We start from the raw sequence: 18,121 nt of genomic DNA on the forward strand, positions 1-18,121 counted from the left end.
ACTTTCAGGATGATTAAAATGAAATCGTTTGTGGAGCAAGCTCAATTTTATGCAAAATACCATCAAGAGCCTGTTACTTTTTATACTCACCTTATCGGTGTACCGCTTATTATTTTCTCCTTAATGATTTTTTTAGGTTTTTTTCATATCGTAGTTCCAGGTGTTATAAATATTGGATTTGCCGATATTTTCACAGTAATCGCTCTTCTTTATTATCTTTTTTTAAATTGGCGTTTAGGCCTTATATTAATACCTATTTTTACTTTTATGGTATGGATTGCTGATTTGATAAGTTGGGCAGGCCCAACCAAAAGAGCTTTATGGGCGTTTCTTATTCTTTTTATTTTGGGCTGGGCCTTTCAATTAATAGGCCATTTTATTGAAGGTAGACGTCCTGCTTTAATTAATAATTTTTGGCAAGCACTGATAGCTCCTATGTATTTAATGGCGGAAATCTTTTTTAGAATGGGACGAATGGAGGCGCTTAGAAAGCAAATTCATCCAGAAAACGACATGCCTTTAATAGTTAACACACCAAATCAGTCAAATGATATAAGTCAAGATTAGAACATACTTTAAGTCTAATATTAAAACTTGATCTTATACATAAGACAAGCGATCATTTTGTTTTTGTATTTGAAAGGAATTAGGCGTGGAACATGAAACAATGGAATACGATGTTATCATCGTTGGTGGTGGCCCCTCTGGCTTAACTGCTGCGATTAAATTAAAACAATTAGCCGCTCTCGCTAATACCGATATCACTGTATGTATTTTAGAAAAAGGCGCCCAAATAGGAGCACATATTATTTCTGGTGCCGTACTTGAACCTAGAAGTTTAAAAGAATTATTGCCTGATACATGGCAGGATGCTCCATTAAACACGCCTGTAACAGAAGACATTTTCTATTTACTAACGGCAAAGCATGCTATTCGTTTTCCTAAACCACCTCAAATGCATAATAATGGCAACTTTATTATTAGTTTAGGCGAGTTATGTCAATTTTTAGCTACACAAGCAGAAGCCTTAGGCTGTGAAATTTATCCAGGTTTTCCGGCTACCGATATTCTTTATAATCCACAAGGTGAAGTCATTGGTGTGGCTACTGGAGATGTTGGTATTGATAAACAGGGTAATAAAACAAACAATTATCAACCTGGTATGCATCTACATGCTAAACAAACACTTTTTGCTGAAGGATGTCGTGGTCAGTTAAGTCAAAACTTAATGAATCGTTTTAATTTAAGGCATGGGGTGCAACCACAAACCTATGGTATAGGCATAAAAGAAGTTTGGCGAGTTAATCCAGAAAAACATCAAGTTGGCAAAGTAATACATAGCTTTGGTTGGCCATTAAACCAAAAAACCTATGGCGGCTCATTTCTTTATCATATGGCTGATAATCAAGTAGCCTTAGGTTTTGTTATTGGCCTAGATTACGAAAATCCCTGGCTTAATCCATTTGGTGAGCTGCAACGCTTAAAAACCCATCCTTTTTTCCGCGAATTATTAACAGGTGGGGAACGAATTAGTTATGGTGCTCGAGCTATTAATGAAGGTGGCTGGCAAGCGTTACCAAAATTAACTTTTCCAGGCGGCGCCTTGATTGGTGATGCCGCTGGTTTTTTAAATGTGCCTAAAATTAAAGGTATTCATGCTGCCATGAAGTCTGGCTTATTAGCTGCTGAAGCTTGCTTTGAGGCACTTCAGTTAACCAAAGAAACAACAAACAAATTAATCGAATTAACAGCTTATCCGCAAAAATTTAAAGAATCATGGCTTGCAAAAGAACTATATTCAGTGCGCAACATTCGTCCAGGCTTTAAATATGGCTTATGGGTAGGCTTAGCTAATGGTGTTTTAGAAACTATTACCCAAGGTTACGTGCCTTGGACATTAAAACATCACGCTGATAATACTACTTTAAAACTTGCTCAAAATAGTAAGCAAATTCATTACCCAAAACCAGATGGGGTCTTAACATTTGATCGTCTATCTTCAGTATTTTTAACTAATACTTATCACGAGGAAAATCAACCTTCTCACCTTAAACTTCGTAAACCAGAGTTAGCTATTGAGGTTAATTACCGTCTATATGCTTCACCTGAGACGAAATACTGTCCAGCTGGTGTTTATGAGATTGTAGAAACCGAAACTGGGCCACACCTACAAATTAATGCTCAAAACTGCATTCACTGTAAAACCTGTGATATCAAAGATCCTAAGCAAAATATTGTCTGGACAGCGCCTGAAGGCGGTGGCGGGCCTAATTATATTAGTATGTAATGATTGCGTATTTCTCTTATGAGAGAAATACGTCTATTCATGCTAAAGTAATATTGCTAGATGACTGACCGACCCATTTATCTAGTGAAATAAACTCATCAAGATATTTTTGCACTGAATTTGTTAAAATATTGTATTTCTGAAAGCCTTTTGGAGACAGTTGGTGCAAATCTTCTAGCGTTAAGTATAAAGGGCTATGGACTTCAGTTATCGTGCAATAAGCGATTGATTCCCCATTTTTAGGGTTTTCAACAATTAATTGATAGAGGTGAATAGCAGCTGAAGCATCATTAGTTTCCATCTTATCTTTTACAAACTTAGGTAACTTGGCAAGACCAAAATAAATATCTTCTTTATTTAAATTAAACCCACCGTTTTTAATTGTTTTACCAATAGATTCTCCTTGGTAAATTTTATTATGAGTATTTTGTAACCAATCTGGAATTGATAGAGAGAAATTAACAATTGCACAAGTTCGCATTACGCCGTTAGAATTTAAATTCGATACACGAATGCTATTTTCTTGTAAAATTAGTTCTACATTATAGTGGCCAAATATGAGCATAATTCGTTCACTATTTAAAAGGTTAGCCATTTTCTTAATTTCATCAGCAGTTCTAGCTGGTAGATGTTGGTTAGATTGGTCTACTTTGGCTTGTTGAAAAAAATTGCTACTTTTAGCTAATGAGTTAATTGATTTTGCATACATAAATAAGTTAACTTAATTGAATTTCATTAACAAAACTATCAACAGTTTGGCTTGGCGCTATCGATTTTACTTTATTAATTAAATCAGGCATTAAACTAGAAAGCCAATTTACTACCGGATCAAAACGAGCATATAGTTGTGATTGAGTACTGTATTGTTGATAAGGATAAGAAGTCATTTTAACCATAACCATAATTAAGGCTACGATAAAAACTCCTCTTACAAAACCAAATACCATCCCTAATAATCTATCAGTACCACTTAATCCTGAACGTTTTAGGAGAAAACCAAGCAATGTATTAACTATTGCACCAATTATAATTGTTGCAATGACTAATAGCACAAAAGTAATAATACTTCTGGCTGTTTTATCTTGAATATATTTTTGTATTAAAGGATCAAGGTCATGAGAGTAATGAAAAGCAACCCAAAGCGCTATGGCCCATACACAAAGTGCAATTAACTCTTTTACAAAACCACGAAAGAGGCCTGTTAATATCGAAAGTGCAATAATACCAATAATCGCTAAATCAACCCAATTCCATTGCATAATTAACTAATCCTTGTATTCACAATAAAGCCTTTTAATTGCATTGCACTTGCTAGCTGTTGTTGTAAAAGAATTGCTTGCTGCTTTTGACTTAATTGTCCAACTATTACTCGATAAGCAACTCCCTTTTTACTCATAACTTTATTATAAGAAGCGGCATATCCCTTACTTTTTAATTTTTGTACCAAAGCAATAGCATTTTTTTGTTGTGAAAACATACCTAATTGCACCGTATAAAGCTTAGCACCGTTAACAACTTTTGGTTTTGTTGTACTATAAGTCTTTTTCGCATTGAGTGCTCTAGTAGCAGAAATTTTAGCAGGCGCAATATAGCTATTAGCAACTTGTTTTGCCGAAGCTGTAGCAACACTCATAATTTTAGGCTTTGCTTTATAATCAATTACTTTAGGCTTTGAATTACTGGCAATTTGAGCATTAGGTTTGAGTGTTTCTTTAGTAGCCGTAACAATAGTCGATTTTAAATCATTTAAAGTACTAATAGGCTCTGCTTTAAGCTGAGTTTTGTTTGCTAATGATTTAGTTTCGGTTGGAATATCAGGTATCTCAACGTGGGCTACTTCAATAGATTGAAAGGTTTGTTGTTTTTCTGGCATAGATAATTTTGGTGCAAGAGGTTTTGGCGGCAATTGAATGGAAATGGTTTCATCAAACCGATGGCTTGAGGTTTTTATAAGCGCTGGAGCAAAAATAGTTCCGATAGAAATGATAACAGCAATACCGATTAATCTATGTTTTAATCGTTCATCAATTATTAATTTCATAGCCACTCCTTAAAGCGCTAAAAACTACTATTAGGATGTTTTGCTTTTATTAAAACTTAAAGCAGATAAAATTGAACTTACTATTATAAAAGAACCAAAAACTACAATTAAATCATTACTGCTTACCTGTTTACAAGCCGCTTGATATGCCAAAAATGGATTATTATAACATGTATTTATATTTATTTCGTTAGCTTTTAAAGAAGAAATTAACTGCTTAGCTTTAGCTGCGCGTTTTCCAGGTAGCAATGCTGGGTACCAATGATGAACATAATCTTTCAGTGGCTTAATCATCCCTATTATATCTTTATCAGCAAAAGCTGAAAAGACAACATGTAGTTTGCCCTTTCGATAATTATTTATCAAGTAGTAAGCTAAGTATTGAGCTGCTTGCGGATTATGAGCAACATCTAAAAGAGTAGGATGTGGCTCTTTAATAATTTGTAATCGTCCTGCTAAATTTATTTTTTTTATACCTGCAATACAGTCGTCAACATGTAGAGGTAATTCTTTTTGTAAACAAAAGGTTGCCATTATGGCTGCTGCTATAGAGTTAGGATGGAAATGAGTTTTTGGTAATTGAATAGTTAGCCCATTGAATAAGAACTGCATTTGGTGATCAAGCAATCTATATTTATACTCTTGACCATTTTGATAGACTGGCGCTGCACAACTTGTTGCTTTAGTTAAAACGCTTTGCACAGCATGCTCATCTGCATAAATTAAAGGCTTATTTTTACGAATAATTCCAGCTTTTTCATGGCCAATAGCTTCTAAAGTGTTGCCCAAATAAGCCTCATGATCATAACCAATAGTGGTAATAATAGCTAAATCTGAGTCAATACAATTTACCGCATCTAAGCGGCCACCTAAACCAACTTCAAGAATAATTAGATCTAAATTATGTTGCTTGAAATGCCATAAAGCAGCTAAAGTCGCTACCTCAAAATAAGTTAATGGAATTTCTTCCCTGGCGCTATCAATAACTTTAAAAGCTTCAATTAATTGTGCATCATTGATAGGTTTTCTTTTAACCCGTATACGTTCATTAAAATTTATTAAATGAGGAGAAGTATAGCTGGCAACACGATACCCTGCCTCACTATAAATAGACTCCAGGGCTGCAACGGTTGACCCCTTACCATTTGTTCCTGCAACTGTAATAATAATAGCGTTTAAGTGAAGAACGTCTAATCTAGAAGCAACTTTATTAATACGGTTAAGCCCAAGTTGAATTTCTTGCTGGTGTCTATTTTCTAAATCAGTAAGCCATTGTGCTAAACTTTTTTCTGTAGTCATTTCAATGCGGAGTTAATTTAGAAATTAATTCAGTAATAGTAGGACGTAGTGCTTTACGTTCTAAAATCATATCGATATGACCATGTTCCAATAAAAACTCACTACGTTGAAAACCATCTGGTAGCGTTTGTCGTACAGTTTGCTCAATAACACGCGGGCCAGCAAATCCTATTAAAGCATTAGGTTCAGCGATAATAATATCTCCTAAGCTTGCAAAGCTAGCCGAAACACCGCCCATGGTTGGATCAGTTAACACTACAATAAAAGGCAGCTTGGTTTCTGCAAAACGGGCTAAAGCTGCAGACGTTTTAGCCATCTGCATTAAAGAAAATAATCCCTCTTGCATGCGAGCGCCTCCGCTTGCTGTGAAACAGATATAAGGCCTATTTTCGGCAGTTGCCACTTTAACAGCCTTTACAAATTTTTCACCAACGGTTGCCCCCATGGAGCCACCCATAAAATTAAATTCAAAAGCACTGACCACTACAGGATGCGATCCTAATGTTCCTTTCATAACTATTAATGCTTCGCGTTCACCAGTTGCTTTTTGTGCTTGGCTAATTCTATCTTTATATTTTTTGGAATCTTTAAACTTTAATCGATCAATTGGCTCAAGATTAGCTACAATTTCTTCTTGACTAGATTCATCTAAAAATTGATTTAAACGCTCTCTGGCAGTAATGCGATGATGATGATTACAGCTAGGACATACAGATAAATTTTTTATAAGCTCAGTTGAGTATAATACAGAATTACACCCTTGACATTTAACCCATAAACCTTCTGGTACGCCTTTCTTTTGACTAGATTCTGTTTTAATAATAGAAGGTAATAATTTCTTAAGCCAACTCATAAACTAAATCCTACAAATTGAATGGCGATAGTATAACGTGAAAATAACTTTATAGTTAGCATCCCTTTACTTAAACGTACAAATAATAAGCATTAAAAGAAATTTATTATATGAAAATGTCTATTTATCTTAAAATATTCCTATATAGTAATAAATTGAAGTGTCTCATAACAACTAAGAAATCCCTTATAATTGTTTAGAAATGGCTAATGACAAAGTAACATGCATATAAAGTATACGAAAATATTGCAGTGCTTTCTTGGTTTAAAATTAAGCGTCACTAACCATTTCGCACGAAGTCTATTTAAGTTTTTTAAGAACATGTCGCTAATATAGTCAATAACCATCTATATCGGAGTAATTATGCAACGATTACTACTAATAATTATAACGATGATGGCCTGTGTAATTAATGCTTGGTCACAAACACGTTATGGTGAGATTATTTGTAACCAACCTGATTATTTTTGTCTAAAAATTAAACCTGGCGATAGTTGGCAAAAACTATTTCATAACCCGGAAGCACTTGATATTGTAAAACGGGTTAATAGAATGAATATACGTTTGCGTCCCGGCATGACTATAGCTGTTCCTAAAAACCTTGACCGATTAAGTGTTTATGATGTCTCTCCATTCCCACGTTATATAGAAAGTAAAGGAGAGAAGACAATTTATGTTAGCCAGCAAAAATTAGCTTGGGGCGCTTACGATGAATCTGGAGAATTAGTTTGGTGGGGGCCTATATCTTCTGGTTTAGATAAATGCCCGGGTGTATATGGCGGCTGTACTACTCCCACAGGTTCATTTCATATAGTCCGCAAACAAGATATTGATTGTATTTCAACTGCTTTTCCTAGGCGTCCAGATGGTGATAGCGGTGGCGCTGTAATGCCTTTTTGCATGCATTTTTTTCGCGGTTATGCCTTACATGGTAGTAATGAAGTTCCAGGCTATCGAGCAAGTCATGGCTGTATAAGAATGTTTATTGAAGATGCCCGCTGGCTAAATGAGGAATTTGTGGACTTACCAGGTGGTGGTGCACTAGGAACACGAGTTGTTATTGATTCAGCTAATAACTCATAACAAAGCTACCTAAATACTAATAAAGCATTTAGGTAAGCCTTATAACTCTAACTTCAGATAGCTATTGTAGCATCGTAAATGAGCCCGCTACACCATGAGCTGCGAGCTGCATTTTAAGTTTTTCTGTCATTTTTTTATCTGCAAAAGGTCCCACTTTTACAATAAATTGTTCTTTGTGCTTTTCAACAACTACAGGAGAAGGGGTAAACTTAGTAAGTTTCTTTTGTAATAACTTTGCTAAGTCTTTAGAGGTAAAAGCACCTGCTTGGACATAGTAATGAGCAAACGTTGATTTACCAGGAATAGCTAGCGCCTCAATTTCTACCGGTGCTGTTCCATGGGTTAATAAACCTAATTTTGCAGCTGCAGCATAAGATAAATCGAGAATACGATCATGACGAAAAGGTCCTCTATCATTGACTTTTACAATCGCTTCACGACCGTTAGTTAAATTTTTTACTTTTAAATAAGTAGGTAAAGGCAACGTTTTGTGCGCTGCAGTCATAGCATACATATTATAATTTTCGCCACTGGAGGTACGCTGTTTATGAAATTTAGTACCATACCAAGAGGCAATACCTCGCGTTTTATAGCCGTTAGCTGTTCTTAATACCGAATAAGTTCGACCTTCAACAGCATAGGATTCAGGATTACCATAACGACTTAAAGGTTCATACACAGGCTTAAGACGTTGAAATTTTGTTGGTGGTGGTCCAAAAGGAGCTCCATCTTTTTTATGAGCTACACTATTTAAACTATTTTGCTTATTGCGAAATAAAACATTCTTAAACCTTGCTTGCCTTTGTTGGTTAACCGAAGAAGGCTTAATAAGATTTGACTGATGATAACAGCCCGTTAGCATTAACAATAAAATTAAAATTAACCCCTGCATAAATTATTACTCTTTAAATTTTTATTACTCTTTAGAGCCTTATCTTAATAAAATTATGAAACCCTACATAATTTATTCTAACTTAAGACAAAGTGCAAAAGTTTTACTAAACATAGAATTTACAATTAAGTAAATGAGCAGTTCAAAATCCTTTGTAACGAAGTTATGACTTAACTCATAACCTACTTAGTTTAAATTAGAACAAGGCGCAAAGGATTTGAGGAGCGGAGTTTACAATTAAGTAAATGAGCAGTGCAAAATCCTTTGTAACGAAGTTATGACTTAACTCATAACCTACTTAGTTTAAGTTAGAACAAGGCGCAAAGGATTTGAGGAGCGGAGTTTACAATTAAGTAAATGAGCACCGCAAAATCCTTTGTAACGCAGTTATGACTTAACTCATAACCTACTTAGTTTAAGTTAGAATAAGGCGCAAAGGATTTGAGGAGCGGAGTTTACAATTAAGTAAATGAGCACCGCAAAATCCTTTGTAACGCAGTTATAACTTAAAATAAGTAGGTTATGCGATGAGGTCTATTGGATGGCTGCTTAAGCCTGTGATACTATGGCAACATTTTGGAATAATGAGTATAAAAATGAGGATTTTACCCACTGCGATTAAGGTAGTATTTGCTACTTCATTAATTTTAAATTCAAGCACTTTTTATGCTAACTCTTCACTTGCTAATGTTGCCTCTCCTTTACCTTCTAGTTTGACAAATAAACCACTTATTACGCCTACGCCTCCTGCTATTAATGCGCAGGCTTTTATTTTGATTGATGTTAATAGTGGTAAGATTATTGCTGAGAAAAATAGTGAGCAGAAGTTACCGCCTGCGAGCTTAACTAAAATGATGACGCTTTATGTTACTTCGAATGCGCTTCGTAGTGAACAGATTCACCTTAATGATATGGTGCGGATTAGTCATGATGCTTGGAAAACTGCGGGCTCGCGTATGTTTGTAAAAGAGGGTCAGGAGGTTTCTATTGAAGATTTACTTAAAGGGATTATTGTGGATTCTGGCAATGATGCTTGTGTGGCTGTGGCAGAACATTTGGGCGGTAGCGAGGCAGGGTTTGCTGAGATTATGAATCAACAAGCTCAGCAATTGGGTATGAAAAATAGTCATTTTACTGATAGTACGGGCTTACCTGATCAAAAATTATATACTACAGCTAAGGACTTGGCGATTTTGGGAAGGGCATTAATTAATGATTTTCCACAATATTATCATTGGTATAAACAAAAATGGTTTACCTTCAATGGTATTCGCCAGCCAAATCGTAATCGTTTGTTATGGCGAAATAGTCAAGTTGATGGTGTTAAAACGGGTCATACTAGTGAGGCAGGATTTTGTTTAGTCTCTTCAGCGCAACGTGATAATATGCGTTTATTAGCTGTTGTTTTGGGCTCTCCCAGTGATTCAATTCGTGCAGACGATAGTGAGCGTTTATTAAATTATGGCTTTCGTTTTTATGAAACGCATGAGCTGTATAAAGCAAACCAAAGCGTTTCGGAGCTACCTATTTATAAAGGCAAGGCTAGTAAACTTAAGGTAGGATTATTACAAGATCAATTTATTACCATTCCTACAGGTCAGTACCAACGCTTGAGCATGAATAGTGAAGTACCACAAGCTCTAGAAGCACCTATAAAAAAAGGTGATCGTATTGGTAATTTAATTGTACGCTTTGATGATAAAGTACTTGAGACTTATCCTTTGTATTCCTTAGAAGAAGTGCCAACAGGCGGTTTTCTTACTCGTTGCAAAGATTCTGTTCACTTAATGTTTAAACGCTGGTTTGGTTGAGATTTTAATGAATTCCATTGTTTATTTAAATGGTGAGTATTGTCCAGCTAAGGACGCAAAGATTTCTATTTTTGATCGCAGCGTTCTTTTTGGTGATGCTATTTATGAAGTTATTCCGGTTTATAATAGCAAACCTTGTTTTCTAGATTTACACTTAGAACGATTAAATACAAATCTTAAAAAATTAAAATTTAAGCCACTATCTTATCAGTGGGAAGCTATTTTGTTAGAGCTGATTCAATATAATGGTGGCGGCAATCTACAATTATATATTCAAATTACACGCGGTAACCAAGGAAGTCGCAAACATGATGTCCCTCAAAGCATTGAACCTACCTGCTTTGCTTTTACTTTGCATAATCCTTATCCAACCCTTGCAGAAAAACAGCAAGGACTACACGCGAAATTGCTTGAAGATATTCGTTGGTTACGATGTGATATTAAAACCACTTCTCTTTTAGGTAATATTTTACTTAATGAAGAAGCTTTAGCTGAAGGCAAAGATGTAGCGTTGCTAATGCGCAATGGATTTTTAATTGAGGGCAGTACTACCAATTTCTTTTTGGTTGATAAGCAAGGCATTATTCAAACGCCGCCCTTATCTAATCTTTGCTTACCTGGTATTACCAGGCAAATAACTATTGAATTAATAAGGCGGCTTAAGCTACCCTTTAAAGAGGAGCCTGTTTCTGTGCAAGCGGCATTTAATGCCACTGAAATTTGGATAACTAGCACAACTAAAGAAATATATCCTATAGCAACTCTTGATGGTATAGCGATTGGCCAGAGCCATGCTGATAGCTATTGGTTACAATTGCATAATGAGTATCAACAATTAATTAAAGGCTTTAATGACTGATAAATCAATTATTGAATTTCCTTGTGATTTCCCAATTAAAATTATTGGGGTTAATTCTCTTCATTTTCAAGAAGAAATCACAGCGATTATTTTAAAACATTTTCCTAATACTGATAATGCCAAAATTATTTCAAAAGCAAGTGAGAATGGTAATTATTTGGCAATCACAGCAACAGTATATCCTACTTGTCAGCAAGAGTTAGACGCTTTGTATCAAGAGCTTACTCAATACCCTGGAATCAAGATGGTGTTATAATGTTGATAGTTCGTCAGCTAGGCCAACAAGACTATCTCGCTACTTGGGAAAAAATGAAGCATTTTACGATTAGTCGAACACCTAACACTAATGATGAGTGCTGGCTACTTGAGCATCCGCCAGTTTATACACAGGGGCAGGCTGGGAAAGCAGAACATATTATTAACCCCAAAGGTATTCCGCTTATTCAATCAGATAGAGGTGGACAGGTAACTTATCATGGCCCTGGCCAAATTGTGGCTTATTTATTAATGGATTTACAACAACGCAATTTAGGTATTCGAACGCTAGTTAGCCAATTAGAACAGATTTTAATTTTACTACTTAGCGAGTACAATATTTTAGGCACAACACGAGAAAAAGCCCCTGGTGTCTATGTGGATAATAAAAAAATAGCCTCTATTGGACTTAGGGTAAAAAATGGTTGCACTTACCATGGCATTGCATTAAATGTAAAAATGGATTTAACTCCCTTTGCTGGCATTAATCCATGTGGCTTCGCTAAATTGCAAATGACTCAAATATATGATTATGTACCTGACATCAATTTTGCAGATGTTAATAATAAATTAGCAGCTCTGTTTTCTGAATCCTTTAACAATTAATGAACTATGCAATTATTTTCAGAATACATACATCCTATTACACTTTGGCTGGAAACTCATCCTAATTGGGCCCTGCTTTTTACTTTTATTGTTTCATTTGCAGAATCATTAGCCGTCGTAGGGAGTATCATTCCAGGCTCAGTTACCATGACTGCTGTAGGAATATTAGCAGGCTCAGGCGTCATGCGCATCGATTTAACATTGCTAGCAGCCACCTTAGGTGCCATTGCTGGCGATAGCTTTAGCTATTTACTAGGCTATACCTTTAAAGACCGCCTAAGAGAAATCTGGCCTTTTCGTAAAAACCCAACGTGGCTTACGTATGGTCAAACCTATTTTCAACGGCATGGTGGTAAAAGTGTGTTACTTGGTCGTTTTATAGGTCCGCTACGCTCATTAATCCCTCTTATTGCTGGAATGATGCGTATGAGTCAATGGCGTTTCTTTACAGCTAATGTAATTTCAGCTATTGGTTGGGCTTTTTTGTATGTTGTTCCTGGTATTTTTATTGGTGCGGCAAGCAGTGAATTATCGCCAGAAATTGCCACACGTTTGTTTATTGTAGTATTAATTTTTCTGGCAGGATTATGGCTTATTTCAGTTGGTGTTAGATGGCTAGTTATCCAACTTCATACTTTTTTAAGAATTCAGTTTCAAGATTTTTGGACTTGGTCAGTAAAGCACCCTCGCTTTGCAAAATTAATTCAATTCTTAACGCCTCCTGGTGAAAGTAAACATTATCAAACCATCTCTTTATGTTTAGGCTTTGCTTTATGCTTTTTTCTTTTTTGTTTATTTAGTGTATTCGTTACTCAGGGCATAGGGCATAAAACTATTAATGAATCTATTCACTTTTTTTTACAGAGTTTTAAGACTCATCCTTTTGATATTTTCTTTATTAGTTTTAGTCAATTTGTAAGCGATGCTAGTTTATTAACTTTATTTGTTTTTATCTTACTAATTACCATTTATTTTAAAGACAAGCGCACGCTTATTTACTGGTTAAATATTAATTTAACCTGCGTTATTTGGATAATTATCACACACTTATTTATTACTAGCCCAAGGCCTAGTGATCTTTTAGAAATAAAATGGGGTTATTCCTATCCTGCAATGCATTTAACATTTGCCACAGCGCAATTTATAGGCATTATTTTATTTCTTAATAAATATGGAAAATGCCGCTTTAATCAAATTTTAACTATTTTATTACCTGTTATTTTATTTATTGCTGGAGCCGCTTATATTTATTTAGGCGATAACTGGGCTATAGATGTTTTAGGCGCCTATCTTGCTGGATTAAGTATAAGTTTATTTTTTTGGCTTTTATATCGTCGTCATGGCAAGCCAATCACCTATAAACCTTTTTTATCCCCTTTTTTATTTCTAATACTGCTTTTAGGTACAACTATTTCATTAGTCTTTAATTATGAATCGGCAATACGTTCTCATCAAATATACTTAGTTCAATACGTTTTTACCGATGATGTTTGGTGGAATCAGCAACAACCTCTATTGCCTATTTATCGTACTAACCGATTTGGTAAACGTATTAGCTTATTTAATATTCAGTATGTTGGTAATTTAAATCATTTGGAAACAGCCTTAATTAATGCAGGATGGCAAAAGGAAAATGAATCGTTTATTAAATCATTAATTAAACGTGTCGGTGGAGGACATACCTCAGTAGATTCACCACTTATGGCCCAGCTTTATTTAAATCGAAAACCTGTATTGGTGATCACTTATCAGCCTGATTCTAATAGTCCAACAGTAATTTTAAGAATCTGGCGCTCAAATTATCACTTAAAACATTTTAAGCAGCCTATTTGGCTTGGCTCAGTGAGTATCTATTCATCTTCAAAAGCAGCTACAAAAAACACAGCTATCGATTATGTTAGTACTGCATTACCTCATTTTTCACAAAAACGGAATGTTATGCCCATATGGCTGCCGCGTAAGTTAAGACGCACTCAATACCCTACTTTACCCATTATTTTATTGATTAAAGAAAATTCGGCAAAGCCACTTCTGACAACTAAAGACCATTGAGGCCTTTATATAGCTTTTTTAACAAAAGGCAGATTAGATAGGGCTTTTTAAATAAACTAATAAACATTTAATACTGAACAGTTTTTTCAGGCTATTACTGAGTAGCAAGGGCCGTTCGGTAAGACGTTAAACAAAGGCCATGTATTAGAGTTATATGAGTATTATAGAGCGTCTTGATTAACTGAGATTAGCTATTAATAGCAGTTTGGAAAGAAGTTCATTATAGTTTATTCTTATACTATGATTTTATATTAGGTGGTCAAAAGGAAATTAAAATGAGCTACTTTAGGGATTTAATGCATATTATTTTACCCCTACTCAGTTTACTGCTTTTAGTATTAGGGGTAAAAAATAGACGAAAAAGTTATATTGTCTTAGCAGTTTGGATAAGTATTATCTCGCTTGTTATTCACTATGAAATTGCTGGTGGTGAGATACTTGGCTCTTATTTTAATTATTTACGAGCTTTTATATATTCACTTAATCTCTTAATTATATTAGCTTGTATTATCTTTTTAACACTGAATTTCCGCAGTGAAATAGCTTCTTTTCGTTATTTCAATAGCTTGCTTGGTGCCATTTCAGTCATTGGTATAGGCTTCTTGCTAATTAACCTCTGGATGAATGCCTGGTTTATAGAAAATCGTCTGCCTGGAACCCCTATTTTTCAGGTAGGAACTTTTCAAAAATTAAATTATTGTTCCTATCGCTATATATTTTACAAAATAAGCCAAGATGGTTCAGTAAAATTTATGTGTCCTAATCATTATGGTTTAATTCCTTCAATAGGTGGTTTAAATACTGCGCCTGACTTTATCTTAAAGCAACTACCACCTGCTTTACAAAAGAAATTTCAAAGCACCCAAATTAAACAACTTAACCAAAATGCAATGGCTTAGACTAAGCCTTTGCATTCCTATTGGCTAGTTAATACTACTAGCCTTAACCAAAACTATGCTCTATTAAAAAATAGCAATTACAATTAACTTTCTAGTACTAAATTTATTTTAACTTACTTTCAACTTCTTATTCCTTTCTTTTTTATTCCAACGTATTATAAGTTGTGGCTCTTGACAGATTTTGTTAAAGAGCTTGCCTAAATCACAGATTACTATTTTATTAATATGCTGAAAATTTTATTTCTTCCTAAGCGTATGCGTCTTTTCTTTTTATGCTGGCTGATATCCATAAGCAATTTTGTCTTAGGAATGGCACCAAAACTAAATTGGGATAAAGCCGTTGATAACGCTATTCTTCGGTATGGATTACGCACAGAGCCAGAAATGATTCGCTTTTTTAACAAAGCAAAAGTCAGCTATCCGCCTCAAGAAATTGCTTTCCTCGCCTTTAAAAAGGAGCGAAAAATTGAATTATGGGCAAAAGACGATAAAAATATCTGGCGCTTTATTCATAACTATCCTTTAACAGCGTTCAGTGGACGACTCGGGCCTAAGTTAAAGGAGCGTGACGGACAAATTCCAGAAGGTGTTTATCGTTTAGTAAATTTTAATCCTTTCAGTAGCATGCATTTATCAATGATGATTGACTATCCAAATAATTTTGATAGGCTGCAAGCTATTAAAGATGGACGTCGCAGCTTAGGAAACAATATATTCTTACATGGGAAATCGTTTTCAGTTGGCTGCTTGGCGGTTGGAGACCGAGCTATTGATCAGTTATTTTTGCTAGCTCGTCGAGTAGGTTTAAATCACACTAAATTAATAATAGCGCCAAATGACTTGCGTACTGCCAAACCTGCTACCACAAACTTTGCACAACCACGTTGGTTACCTGAACTATATAAACAAATACATACAGCACTTAATAAATTCCCTAGCTCTCGAAAGTATATTTAATAGAGGCGTCACTCGCTAAGTTAAGTGAGCTTTCAGCATATAAAGTTTAGTCTTCTACTATCCTATGCTTTAAGTCAAAAACCTACTGGCTGGTGCGATATATTTCCTATTTAGTATCTTCATTAAGTAATGAAGATACTTTAATTTAAACCAATAAATTATTGCTATTCATGCTCTGGAGAAACAACGAAAATTCCAGGCGCATTACGTAAATACTCATTATAATCCATACCATAGCCAAAAATATAATGATCATCTACATGTAAACCAACAAAATCGGCATTTTTCAAACCATTTGGGTCACGCTTGTGATGTTTATCTACTAAAACAGCACTATAAACATTGCTAGCACCCATCTTTTTTACATCTTCAATAATAGCCGCTAAAGTTAACCCACCATCAAGGATGTCATCTATCACTAAAACGGTACGTCCAGCTAAGTTAAGGCTAGGCTTTACTTTCCAAATTAAGTCACCAGCTTTAATATCTCCCTTATAGCGGGTAGCATGAACGTAATCAACTTCTAGTGGAAAATCCAGTCTAGGTAAAAGATTCCCCATAGGAATTAATCCACCAATCATTACACATAAAATGATAGGGTTTTTATCATAAAGCTCTTGATGAATATTAATTGCCATTCTATCAAGAGCTGCTTCTACCTCTTTAGTTGTATATAAGCAGGTAGATTTTTCATAGACTTCTTTAATTTTGCTTGGAATTGACATTGGTAGACCTATTTTAATAATGAATTAACGCTTCTCAGGTACAGGAAATAAACTTACTTTATTATCAGTTCCTTTTGTTTTTTCTGTAACTTTACCTACGCCTTGTTTACTGACCTCATCAATCCGATAAATAAAATGCATAGGAATAAAGGTACGCTTTACATTCCCAAATTCAAGCTTTAAACGCTCCTCAGAGGGATCAACCACCAAAGAGGTGTTTTCGCCAAAAACAAATTCTTCAACCTCAAGAAAACCAAACATTTGACTTTCACAAACCTTTTGCGCATAAATTTCATAGACGACATCCTGGTTAGCGAAAATTAAACGATATAAAGATTTTTTAGACATTAATTATAACCAGAAAATTAAATGGCTACATTATACAGAGAACTATTTTTCCTACTAGTGTCTTTTAAGTAATTTACTATGTATAACGCATAACCTTAAAAAATAAACGCTTATTTTTTATTTTGTGATTCTTTGTTAATGTGCAATGCGTTAACTGCAAAAACATTTAATTTTTTCATGCTATGACTGAATCTATCTATAATTTTAGTTGTTTTTAATGCACTTTAGCTAAAGAATATATTATTGAATTAAGAGAGTTTAACCTGATTAACGCTAGGATTTTAAACTAATTGACCTTTAGGTAAATGTATAATAACTTATGTGCTTGCATAACCTAAGGACTTTATAATTAAGGATAATTATGCGTTTAGCTAAAATGCTTATTGCAAGTTTTACACTACCGCTTGTTTGTTCTGCAGGAACTATGGGTAATATAAACCCTCCTAAGCCTTGGTCTGTTCATATTCAAGGCGGTTTCTTTTGGGCACCTGAAGGCAAAAATCAACACATTAATATAGACAGTTTAATAGGTAATCAATACACCGCGCATAACGATTCTGAAATTAGTGGACTTGCGGGTATTGGCTTGTATTTTAATGGCCCTTTTTACAATTGGCTTCAGCTTTCATATGGATTTAATGCTTTCTATTTAGGTCAAACTTCCGTAAAAGGTAATATTATTCAAGAAGATATATTTAATAACCTTGCTTATAAGTACAATATTCAAAACATACCTGTTTACCTTGCAGCTAAAGCGCTTATATACACTAATAATCCAGCATACAATTTTACTGTCGATGCAGGAATTGGCCCTAATTTTATGCGCACTTCAAGTTATCATGAAATACCATTAGATGAAGTTACTATACCTGATAATGCGTTTGCAGGAACCTCAACAACTAACTTTTCTGTTACAGTTGGTGCAGGAATTCGTTTAAACAATATTGCCCAAATACCATTGGAATGTGGTTATCGCTTCTTTTATCTAGGCCCGGGCCATTTACATAGAGTAAATAATCAATATCTCAATAACCTAACCACCGGCTCTATCTACACTAATGCGCTTGTTTGTTCCGTAACTATTTAATTTATTTACTCAGCCAGGATTGTAGATGATTAAAAGGCTATTAATAAAAAAGAGCTTAGGTATTGTC

At 34.8% G+C, this 18,121-nt stretch carries 19 protein-coding genes; 11 read left to right on the plus strand and 8 right to left on the minus strand.

Translation table 11 applies throughout. The features are described 5' to 3' along the window. Nucleotides 1–18 precede the first annotated feature (18 nt). Nucleotides 19–567 (plus strand): DUF962 domain-containing protein, encoded by a 549-nt coding sequence (locus tag ACNVED_RS08700; RefSeq protein ID WP_419418634.1) that lies wholly within the window; start codon nt 19–21, stop codon nt 565–567. Between the two features lie 85 nt (nt 568–652). Further along, complete coding sequence (locus tag ACNVED_RS08705) at nt 653–2,287, plus strand: electron transfer flavoprotein-ubiquinone oxidoreductase (RefSeq protein WP_419418635.1); 1,635 nt, start codon at nt 653–655, stop codon at nt 2,285–2,287. Nucleotides 2,288–2,324: 37 nt separating this feature from the next. On the opposite strand, the gene ACNVED_RS08710 is transcribed toward ACNVED_RS08705, so the two are convergent. The 5 genes from ACNVED_RS08710 to accD are packed head-to-tail and all read right to left on the minus strand — an operon-like array spanning nt 2,325 to nt 6,480. Beyond that, nucleotides 2,325–2,996 carry a hypothetical protein gene (locus tag ACNVED_RS08710; protein WP_419418636.1) on the minus strand — a complete coding sequence of 224 codons (672 nt, stop codon included), beginning with the start codon at nt 2,994–2,996 and terminating at the stop codon, nt 2,325–2,327. Between the two features lie 7 nt (nt 2,997–3,003). Then, nucleotides 3,004–3,546 (minus strand): CvpA family protein, encoded by a 543-nt coding sequence (locus ACNVED_RS08715; protein ID WP_419418637.1) that lies wholly within the window; start codon nt 3,544–3,546, stop codon nt 3,004–3,006. 2 nt (nt 3,547–3,548) lie between these two features. After that, nucleotides 3,549–4,328: an SPOR domain-containing protein gene (locus ACNVED_RS08720; RefSeq protein WP_419418638.1), complete on the minus strand. Its 780-nt coding sequence runs from the start codon at nt 4,326–4,328 to the stop codon at nt 3,549–3,551. A 30-nt stretch (nt 4,329–4,358) separates the two neighbouring features. Then, nucleotides 4,359–5,627 (minus strand): bifunctional tetrahydrofolate synthase/dihydrofolate synthase, encoded by a 1,269-nt coding sequence (gene folC, locus ACNVED_RS08725; protein ID WP_419418639.1) that lies wholly within the window; start codon nt 5,625–5,627, stop codon nt 4,359–4,361. A 1-nt stretch (nt 5,628) separates the two neighbouring features. After that, the gene (gene accD / locus ACNVED_RS08730; protein WP_419418640.1) at nt 5,629–6,480 is read right to left on the minus strand and encodes an acetyl-CoA carboxylase, carboxyltransferase subunit beta; all 852 of its coding nucleotides are present in this window, start codon (nt 6,478–6,480) and stop codon (nt 5,629–5,631) included. A 363-nt stretch (nt 6,481–6,843) separates the two neighbouring features. Here accD and ACNVED_RS08735 point away from each other — a divergent pair, with 363 nt between their 5' ends. Continuing rightward, nucleotides 6,844–7,563, plus strand: a complete 720-nt coding sequence (locus ACNVED_RS08735) for a L,D-transpeptidase (protein WP_419418641.1) — start codon at nt 6,844–6,846, stop codon at nt 7,561–7,563. Nucleotides 7,564–7,624: 61 nt separating this feature from the next. Here the strand turns inward: ACNVED_RS08735 and ACNVED_RS08740 are convergent, their stop codons facing one another. Further along, a complete protein-coding gene (locus ACNVED_RS08740) occupies nt 7,625–8,455 on the minus strand; it encodes a septal ring lytic transglycosylase RlpA family protein (RefSeq protein ID WP_419418642.1) in 831 nt (276 codons plus the stop codon). Nucleotides 8,456–9,051: 596 nt separating this feature from the next. On the opposite strand from ACNVED_RS08740, the gene ACNVED_RS08745 reads away from it, so the two are divergent. The 7 genes from ACNVED_RS08745 to ACNVED_RS08775 all read left to right on the plus strand — a co-directional run bounded on the left by ACNVED_RS08745 (nt 9,052) and on the right by ACNVED_RS08775 (nt 15,894). Further along, nucleotides 9,052–10,266, plus strand: a complete 1,215-nt coding sequence (locus tag ACNVED_RS08745; RefSeq protein WP_419418643.1) for a D-alanyl-D-alanine carboxypeptidase family protein — start codon at nt 9,052–9,054, stop codon at nt 10,264–10,266. A 7-nt stretch (nt 10,267–10,273) separates the two neighbouring features. Next, nucleotides 10,274–11,125 (plus strand): D-amino acid aminotransferase, encoded by an 852-nt coding sequence (locus tag ACNVED_RS08750; protein ID WP_419418644.1) that lies wholly within the window; start codon nt 10,274–10,276, stop codon nt 11,123–11,125. After that, nucleotides 11,118–11,381, plus strand: coding sequence for a YbeD family protein (locus ACNVED_RS08755; protein ID WP_419418645.1), 264 nt, complete (start codon nt 11,118–11,120; stop codon nt 11,379–11,381). The genes ACNVED_RS08750 and ACNVED_RS08755 overlap by 8 nt, the downstream gene beginning before the upstream one ends. A 2-nt stretch (nt 11,382–11,383) precedes the next feature. After that, nucleotides 11,384–11,986, plus strand: coding sequence for a lipoyl(octanoyl) transferase LipB (gene lipB, locus ACNVED_RS08760; protein WP_419421163.1), 603 nt, complete (start codon nt 11,384–11,386; stop codon nt 11,984–11,986). Between the two features lie 6 nt (nt 11,987–11,992). Further along, on the plus strand, nt 11,993–14,038 hold the full coding sequence (locus ACNVED_RS08765; protein ID WP_419418646.1) for a VTT domain-containing protein: 2,046 nt from the start codon (nt 11,993–11,995) through the stop codon (nt 14,036–14,038). A gap of 275 nt (nt 14,039–14,313) precedes the next feature. Then, nucleotides 14,314–14,937, plus strand: a complete 624-nt coding sequence (locus tag ACNVED_RS08770) for a type I secretion system protein LssZ (RefSeq protein WP_419418647.1) — start codon at nt 14,314–14,316, stop codon at nt 14,935–14,937. 309 nt (nt 14,938–15,246) lie between these two features. Further along, entirely contained in the window at nt 15,247–15,894 is a 648-nt protein-coding gene (locus tag ACNVED_RS08775; protein ID WP_419418648.1) for a L,D-transpeptidase family protein, read from the plus strand. A 164-nt stretch (nt 15,895–16,058) separates the two neighbouring features. Here ACNVED_RS08775 and ACNVED_RS08780 read toward each other — a convergent pair whose 3' ends face one another. Together ACNVED_RS08780 and ACNVED_RS08785 are read right to left on the minus strand one after the other, a co-directional pair. Then, complete coding sequence (locus tag ACNVED_RS08780; RefSeq protein ID WP_419418649.1) at nt 16,059–16,619, minus strand: hypoxanthine-guanine phosphoribosyltransferase; 561 nt, start codon at nt 16,617–16,619, stop codon at nt 16,059–16,061. Nucleotides 16,620–16,643: 24 nt separating this feature from the next. Next, entirely contained in the window at nt 16,644–16,967 is a 324-nt protein-coding gene (locus ACNVED_RS08785; RefSeq protein WP_419418650.1) for a DUF1820 family protein, read from the minus strand. A 361-nt stretch (nt 16,968–17,328) separates the two neighbouring features. Between ACNVED_RS08785 and ACNVED_RS08790 the strand changes: the two genes are divergently transcribed. After that, on the plus strand, nt 17,329–18,054 hold the full coding sequence (locus tag ACNVED_RS08790; RefSeq protein WP_419418651.1) for a hypothetical protein: 726 nt from the start codon (nt 17,329–17,331) through the stop codon (nt 18,052–18,054). The last annotated feature ends 67 nt before the right edge of the window (nt 18,055–18,121 follow it).

Source organism: Legionella sp. D16C41 (genome assembly GCF_048541585.1).
Taxonomy (GTDB): Bacteria; Pseudomonadota; Gammaproteobacteria; order Legionellales; family Legionellaceae; genus Legionella_C.

Bases quoted from the DNA above. Each gene is read 5' to 3' on its own strand.
- ACNVED_RS08700 (WP_419418634.1), top strand. From the start codon at position 19: ATGAAATCGTTTGTGGAGCAAGCTCAATTTTATGCAAAATACCATCAA.
- ACNVED_RS08710 (WP_419418636.1), bottom strand. From the start codon at position 2,996: ATGTATGCAAAATCAATTAACTCATTAGCTAAAAGTAGCAATTTTTTT.
- ACNVED_RS08715 (WP_419418637.1), bottom strand. From the start codon at position 3,546: ATGCAATGGAATTGGGTTGATTTAGCGATTATTGGTATTATTGCACTT.
- ACNVED_RS08720 (WP_419418638.1), bottom strand. From the start codon at position 4,328: ATGAAATTAATAATTGATGAACGATTAAAACATAGATTAATCGGTATT.
- folC (WP_419418639.1), bottom strand. From the start codon at position 5,627: ATGACTACAGAAAAAAGTTTAGCACAATGGCTTACTGATTTAGAAAAT.
- accD (WP_419418640.1), bottom strand. From the start codon at position 6,480: ATGAGTTGGCTTAAGAAATTATTACCTTCTATTATTAAAACAGAATCT.
- ACNVED_RS08735 (WP_419418641.1), top strand. From the start codon at position 6,844: ATGCAACGATTACTACTAATAATTATAACGATGATGGCCTGTGTAATT.
- ACNVED_RS08740 (WP_419418642.1), bottom strand. From the start codon at position 8,455: ATGCAGGGGTTAATTTTAATTTTATTGTTAATGCTAACGGGCTGTTAT.
- ACNVED_RS08745 (WP_419418643.1), top strand. From the start codon at position 9,052: ATGAGGATTTTACCCACTGCGATTAAGGTAGTATTTGCTACTTCATTA.
- ACNVED_RS08750 (WP_419418644.1), top strand. From the start codon at position 10,274: ATGAATTCCATTGTTTATTTAAATGGTGAGTATTGTCCAGCTAAGGAC.
- ACNVED_RS08755 (WP_419418645.1), top strand. From the start codon at position 11,118: ATGACTGATAAATCAATTATTGAATTTCCTTGTGATTTCCCAATTAAA.
- ACNVED_RS08765 (WP_419418646.1), top strand. From the start codon at position 11,993: ATGCAATTATTTTCAGAATACATACATCCTATTACACTTTGGCTGGAA.
- ACNVED_RS08770 (WP_419418647.1), top strand. From the start codon at position 14,314: ATGAGCTACTTTAGGGATTTAATGCATATTATTTTACCCCTACTCAGT.
- ACNVED_RS08775 (WP_419418648.1), top strand. From the start codon at position 15,247: ATGGCACCAAAACTAAATTGGGATAAAGCCGTTGATAACGCTATTCTT.
- ACNVED_RS08780 (WP_419418649.1), bottom strand. From the start codon at position 16,619: ATGTCAATTCCAAGCAAAATTAAAGAAGTCTATGAAAAATCTACCTGC.
- ACNVED_RS08785 (WP_419418650.1), bottom strand. From the start codon at position 16,967: ATGTCTAAAAAATCTTTATATCGTTTAATTTTCGCTAACCAGGATGTC.
- ACNVED_RS08790 (WP_419418651.1), top strand. From the start codon at position 17,329: ATGCGTTTAGCTAAAATGCTTATTGCAAGTTTTACACTACCGCTTGTT.